Here is a 6,000-nt window from a genome sequence, read left to right as displayed (position 1 = left end):
CTAGTTTTTCGGGAATTCAATGGCATCGTCCTCATTCGCTGTAAGGGAACTGTTTCATAATGTTGGTTGGTGTTCGGGACAGGATGAGATTTTGATGACTGAGCGGATCAAACGTAGTTCCTATCTTCTGGCTGTGATCGTTGGCCTGATGAGCCTCTCTTTCGCCTATGGCCAGAACAGGCCCCAGGACAAGCCCCAGAACAAGCCTCCAGACAAGCCGGGCCGATTGACGTTCGACGTGGCGGCGATCAGGCGATCTGACCCCAACGTGCGCGACGGACGGATCAAAGCGACGCCGGGAGGCAACGGGTACTCGGCGCAGAACATCCCGGTAAAGCTGATGATCAGCCTGATGTACAAGGTGCCCATGCGCCAGATCAAGGGCGGGCCGGAGTGGCTTGCCAGCGACGGCTATGATATCGAGGCCAAGGTGGACCATCCCTACAGCGTCGACGATTTGCATGTAATGTTTCAGAACCTGCTGGCGGACCGGTTCAACCTGAAGTTCCACAAAGAGATCAAGGAAGGCCCGGTCTATGCGCTGATGGTGGATAAATCAGGGTCGAAGATGAAGGTTGACGAGACCCCGCAGGATTTCAGCATTCCGATGAATGACAACGAGGATGGCGTCACTGTTGGGAAGAGGGTCAATATGGAGTACTTCTGCTGGTGGCTGGGGCGGGTGCTCCACCAGGATGAGCGCCCGGTGATCGACAGGACCGGACTGACCCAGAGCTACGATTTCACCCTGTCGTTTGCGCCGGTATTGCCGCCCAACGTCTCGCAAGACAAGCTTCCTAACGGATTGCTGGATCGTCCGTCAATCTTCGACGCCTTGAAACAACAACTTGGGCTGAAGCTAGAGGCGCAGAAGGGGCCTGTCGTGTATTACGTGATCGATCATGTCGAGAGGCCGTCGGCGAATTAGCGAGTTGGGCAATTCCTCCAGAGCAAAAACAGCATATCTCAGCGGTTTAAGCCCTTTCATGTCTATATATATTAAGGAAATGCGTGCTTTTCTTTCCCGTTTATTGCTCGTCCTGTTTTGCACGTCCATACTCGCCCATGCGGGAACGAACCCTTCGTGGACAACACCCATCGCTCCATTCCAAATTGCCGACAACTTCTACTACGTGGGAAGCCAGGACCTTGCCAGCTACCTCATCGTCACCCCGAAGGGGAATATCCTGATCGATGCAAACCTCGTTTCTTCGCCGCCGCAGATTCGCGCGAGTGTAGAAAAGCTGGGCTTTCGCTGGAAAGATATCAGGATTCTGCTCAATGGCCAGGCGCATTTCGATCACATGGGCGGCGCGGCAGAGGTGATTCGCGAGACACATGCGAAGAACATGGTGATGGATGGCGACGTGAGCGTAGCCGAGACCGGTGCGCGGACGGATTTCCTGTCGCCCTCACCCAATATCCCCACCTACCCGCGTGTGCATGTGGACCGCGTGTTGCACGACGGAGACACGGTAAGCCTCGGAGGTGTGACACTTACGGCTCACAAGACTGCAGGTCACACTCGCGGATGTACTACGTGGACCATGCGCGCTCATCTGCCAGGAGAGCCCGCGGGAACGACGCGGAACATCGTCATCGTCGGAGGGGTATCCTTCTGGTCGGAGTACCACTTCGTCGCTACGCCCGGCCACCCCGTAAGCTACCCCGGTATTGGTCAGGATTTCCAGCATACCTTTGCCGTGTTGCGAGGTTTGCCTTGCGACGTATTTCTCGGAGCCCACGGTGAATACTTCAACATGCTCAGCAAACTAAAGCACTATCCGCAAGACGGTCCCCGTGTCTTTATCGATCCTGCCGGCTATAGGGACTTCGTCGCTGATGCTCAGAAAACTTTCGAGCTGGCATTGCACAAACAGCAGGCCGCCGCCGCACGTTGAGCTTCCGAAAGTAGCGCAGATTTGCTCTGCCGGGTGGGCGACTCTACAATCTAGGGTAATCCATTGGTTTTTAGGCGCTGCTCTCACACTGGCTTATCCGCCGGGACACATAAAAAATGATCACTTCCCCGATTCCTGAAGCTCTCACCTTTGACGACGTTCTCCTCGTTCCGGCCTATAGCGACATCATCCCGACCCAGGTAAGCACACAGACGCAACTGACCAGGAATATCGTCCTGAATACGCCGCTGGTCTCGGCGGCGATGGATACGGTGACCGAGTCGCGTCTGGCGATTGCCATGGCGCAGCAGGGAGGACTCGGCGTCGTCCACCGCAACCTCAGCATCGAGCAGCAGGCGGGAGAGATCGACAAGGTCAAGCGGTCGGAGAGTGGGATGATCGTCGATCCGGTGACCATCGCCCCGGAGCAGACGATTGCGGCAGCGCTGGATGTGATGCGGCGGTACAAGATCTCAGGTGTGCCGGTGACCAAGAATAAGAAACTGGTCGGCATTCTGACCAATCGCGACCTGCGGTTCGTCTCGCGCACCGATCTGACCATCGATTCGGTGATGACGAAGAAGAACCTGATCACGGTACCGGTGGGGACGACGCTGGAGCAGGCGGAGCAGATCCTGCATGAGCACCGCGTAGAGAAGCTGCTGGTCGTCAACGACGACTTTGAGCTGAAGGGCCTGATCACGGTCAAGGACATTCAAAAGAAGCTGAAGTATCCCAATGCGTCGAAGGACAGCCAGGGCAGATTGCGCGTAGCGGGCGCGATTGGAGCGACCGGAGACTTTCTGGAGCGCGCGGCGGAGCTGGTGAAGGCGCGCGTGGATGCGTTGGCAATCGATTCCGCGCACGGGCACTCTTCGCGTGTTCTCGAAGCAGTTGCCGAGGTGAAGAAGCACTTCCCTGACGTCGATCTGATGGCGGGGAATATCGCGACCTACGAGGGTGCGATGGCGCTGATCAAGGCTGGAGCGGATGCGATCAAGGTTGGCATCGGGCCGGGCTCGATCTGCACGACGCGCATGGTGACGGGCGCTGGAATGCCGCAGATTACGGCCATCTCGGAGGCATATCGCGCGGCCAGCCAGCATGGGATTCCGGTAATCGCCGATGGCGGCATTAAGTATTCGGGCGACGTGGCCAAGGCGATTGCGGCTGGCGCGAGCGTGGTGATGATCGGGTCGCTGTTTGCCGGGGTCGATGAGAGCCCGGGCGAGACGATTCTGTATCAGGGACGGTCGTTCAAGGCGTATCGCGGAATGGGTTCGCTGTCGGCGATGTCGCAGGGCTCGGGCGAGCGGTACTTTCAAGGTAAGGAAGACATCGACGAGGCGGCGAGCACGGAGAAGCCGGATCTGACGGCGCGTGAGGGGTCATCCTCTAACCGGTTAGGCAAGTTTGTGCCAGAAGGAATTGAAGGCCGGGTGCCGCATCGCGGACCGCTGGAGGCAATGGTTTATCAGCTAGTGGGTGGATTGCGGTCGGGCATGGGGTATCTGGGATGCTCGACCATTGCGGAGCTGCAGACGAATGCGCGGTTTATCCGGATCTCCAATGCCGGGCTGCGCGAAAGCCATGTGCACGATGTGATCATTACCCGGGAAGCTCCGAATTATCACGTTGAGTAGGGGTTGGCAGGCACGACTTAAGGAAAGTCTGATTTTAAGTCCCCAATGGTTACGTGAGAGGCTAAAGCCTCTTTGCATAAGAATGACTTACGACGCGGCTGAAGCCGCGTCCCTTCAAAACCAGAACTTGATCAGAGGTTCCTGAACACCGATCTGTACCGATCGTGAAGCCCGCCAACAGGCAATTCCCTGTTGGTGGGCTTTGTTCGTGTAGCGGTAAGTCTCGTCTTATGTGTGAGAAGAGTGAAGTGTGGAGCGTGACGGGGTTTGGCGCGTCCAATCAGTATGGCTGCGGCCGCAGACAGGAGCTGATCGGATGAGTAATTTACAGAATTCTAAGGTGGGAATGGCCGGGCCTACGCTGCCGATGGCATGGCTTCCAGCGATCTTTGGGCTGGTGATGATCTCAGTCGAATCGACGACCCTGATGCGTGGTGGGAATACGGGACGGTGGCTGTTGGACCTGTGCGGATCAGTCTGGGGCTACACCGATGGCTCGACCATCGCGACGGCGAACCTCGTGCTGCGGAAGGTAGGACACTTTGCCGGGTACGGCACGCTGGGCCTGCTGTTTCGCAGAGGGTGGCATGCAAGCCTGCGGCGGGGATGGCAGGGAACGCGAGGCGGTCTGCGCGCAGCGGCGATGGCGCTGGCAGTCCTGAGCACGTTTCTTGTGGCCAGCATGGATGAGTGGCACCAGGCATTTCTGGCAGGGCGGGTGAGTAGCCGGTATGATGTGCTGCTCGATACCACGGGCGCAATTCTGTTCAATCTAGCGATGCTGAAGTTTCTGTCCTGGCGCCGGAGCCGCATGGTGGGATAACTCAGGCTTTGCTGAGTACCATGGCCTCGAAGCGGTGGCGAGTGAAGAAGCCGAGGTCTTCGTAGAGCCTGACGGCTTGATAATTAGCTTCGGTGACGGTCAGGGTGATGGCCTTGAATCGGGATTGGGCCAACTGGGCCATGCAGTGTTGAAGCAGCATCTTGCCGAGATGGTGGCCGCGCCAGCTTCGGGCGATGCAGAGTTGCGTGATGTGGGCGACATCGTCGGCGACATGGGAGCAGAGAACCATGCCGATGATGGCTCCATTGCTGGCGTCGCGGAGTATCCACGAATTGGTGGCGTCAAAGACGCCGCAACCGGGAAAGCGCACGATATTGTGCAGAAAACGGAGCGAGCCGTGGAGCGAACAATACTGGTCGTTGATGCGGGCATCGATGTGGCCTGTATATGCCTCGTGGATAAGCTCGGCGGCGAGCTGGTAGTGGTCGGGGGACCAGCGACAGATCTCGACGTCCCGGGGAAGGCTGAGCGCAGGGCTGGCCGCAGTGGGGGCAGACGACTCGAAGTTGTACTCCATGAAGAGGCGCGGGTAGAGGGAGAAGCCTGCCTCGCGGAAGCTTTGGTCGACAGAACCCGCGTCATAGAGAAGAAGCTGTGACTCGATGCGGTGGATGCCGGGCGAGTGCAGGAGCAGGTCGAGAAGATTTTGCAACAGGGTATGGGTGATGTGGAGGGCCTGCTGCTGGTCGTTGGCGACGGCGTAGGCATCCCCGACAACCGCCTTGTTGCCCTCGTAGACGCAGAAGGTGAAGCCGCAGACGCGTCCGCGGTCGAGCGCGACGAAGCCGGGAAGGATGCGGGAATCGAGATATTGCAGCAGCAGCTCGGTAGAGCCGCGATAGTTCCAGCGGAGTCGCTGCTGCCAGAGCTCTGCCTCGGATTCAAGCAAGGGACGGAGCTGGCGCGCGGAGAAGTGACGCAGGTCGAGAATTTCGAGTTGGGTAGCAACGGGCATTTAAGCTTTTGTCGAGCTTATAGGAATTTCGCGGAAGTGGGGAGTAGCGGGAGTGCTTCGGTCAGGGCTTAGCGGTGATCCGCACCGATTTCAACGGGTTAGAACAGGCAACGGCAAATACAGGGGTCGCTTCGCTCCGGTTGAGATGACGTGCTTTTTGCGGCGCTGATCGAGATGATGCGCTTAAAGCAGAGGCCAGTAACTTACTGGCGTGCATAGACTTTGTAGACTTCGAGACCTTGCGTGTCATAGAGGAAGAGCGGTTTATAGACGCGATCTACCAAGCATTGGCTCAACTCGGCCATGTCTTTGGTGGGAATGACGAGAATATGCTCCTGGGCCGGAACGCTGGCTGGGCAGTCTTCTTCGGTGTAGTGCACGGTGGGGGTGTTGCGGTAGAAGGCGAGACCGTAGTCGAGGTCGCGACGAACCTGATAGACGGCCAGGGTGCCTTCATTGGGCGCAAGGCGCTGGATCTCGCGAGCCAGAGGCCGGGCGGAGTAGTTGAGGTCGAGGTCTTTGCCGTGGAAGCCAAGGAGAAAGACGAGCGCCACCACGATGGGGATGAAGGTCGCGTTCACGAGCTGCGGCACTCCCCAGCGACGGATGATGAGGAAGACGACCGCGCCGACGACAAGGGCGGAGCCTCCCGCGATA

General features: G+C 58.2%; 5 protein-coding genes and 1 pseudogene. 4 read left to right on the top strand and 2 right to left on the bottom strand.

Annotated elements, in window-relative coordinates:
• The first annotated feature begins 94 nt into the window (after positions 1 to 94).
• From VMU57_RS16150 to VMU57_RS16135, 4 genes are all read left to right on the top strand, one after another.
• The gene (locus VMU57_RS16150) at positions 95 to 928 is read left to right on the top strand and encodes a TIGR03435 family protein (RefSeq protein ID WP_325385247.1); all 834 of its coding nucleotides are present in this window, start codon (positions 95 to 97) and stop codon (positions 926 to 928) included.
• Between the two features lie 58 nt (positions 929 to 986).
• Positions 987 to 1,901, top strand: coding sequence for a subclass B3 metallo-beta-lactamase (bla, locus tag VMU57_RS16145; RefSeq protein ID WP_325385245.1), 915 nt, complete (start codon positions 987 to 989; stop codon positions 1,899 to 1,901).
• A 116-nt stretch (positions 1,902 to 2,017) separates the two neighbouring features.
• Positions 2,018 to 3,544 (top strand): IMP dehydrogenase, encoded by a 1,527-nt coding sequence (gene guaB, locus VMU57_RS16140; protein WP_325385243.1) that lies wholly within the window; start codon positions 2,018 to 2,020, stop codon positions 3,542 to 3,544.
• 316 nt (positions 3,545 to 3,860) lie between these two features.
• Positions 3,861 to 4,367, top strand: coding sequence for a VanZ family protein (locus VMU57_RS16135; RefSeq protein WP_325385241.1), 507 nt, complete (start codon positions 3,861 to 3,863; stop codon positions 4,365 to 4,367).
• A gap of 1 nt (position 4,368) precedes the next feature.
• On the opposite strand, the gene VMU57_RS16130 is transcribed toward VMU57_RS16135, so the two are convergent.
• Together VMU57_RS16130 and VMU57_RS16125 are read right to left on the bottom strand one after the other, a co-directional pair.
• A complete protein-coding gene (locus VMU57_RS16130) occupies positions 4,369 to 5,343 on the bottom strand; it encodes a GNAT family N-acetyltransferase (protein ID WP_325385239.1) in 975 nt (324 codons plus the stop codon).
• 203 nt (positions 5,344 to 5,546) lie between these two features.
• Positions 5,547 to 6,000, bottom strand: a pseudogene (locus tag VMU57_RS16125) (glycosyltransferase family 39 protein); the annotation flags it as partial.

The organism is Edaphobacter sp. (assembly GCF_035532915.1).
Classification (GTDB): Bacteria; Acidobacteriota; Terriglobia; order Terriglobales; family Acidobacteriaceae; genus Edaphobacter.
Note: the sequence above shows the minus strand (reverse complement) of the source record. Positions and strands in the feature narration are given on the sequence as shown.

Bases quoted from the DNA above. Each gene is read 5' to 3' on its own strand.
- VMU57_RS16150 (WP_325385247.1), top strand. From the start codon at position 95: ATGACTGAGCGGATCAAACGTAGTTCCTATCTTCTGGCTGTGATCGTT.
- bla (WP_325385245.1), top strand. From the start codon at position 987: ATGTCTATATATATTAAGGAAATGCGTGCTTTTCTTTCCCGTTTATTG.
- VMU57_RS16130 (WP_325385239.1), bottom strand. From the start codon at position 5,343: ATGCCCGTTGCTACCCAACTCGAAATTCTCGACCTGCGTCACTTCTCC.
- guaB (WP_325385243.1), top strand. From the start codon at position 2,018: ATGATCACTTCCCCGATTCCTGAAGCTCTCACCTTTGACGACGTTCTC.
- VMU57_RS16135 (WP_325385241.1), top strand. From the start codon at position 3,861: ATGAGTAATTTACAGAATTCTAAGGTGGGAATGGCCGGGCCTACGCTG.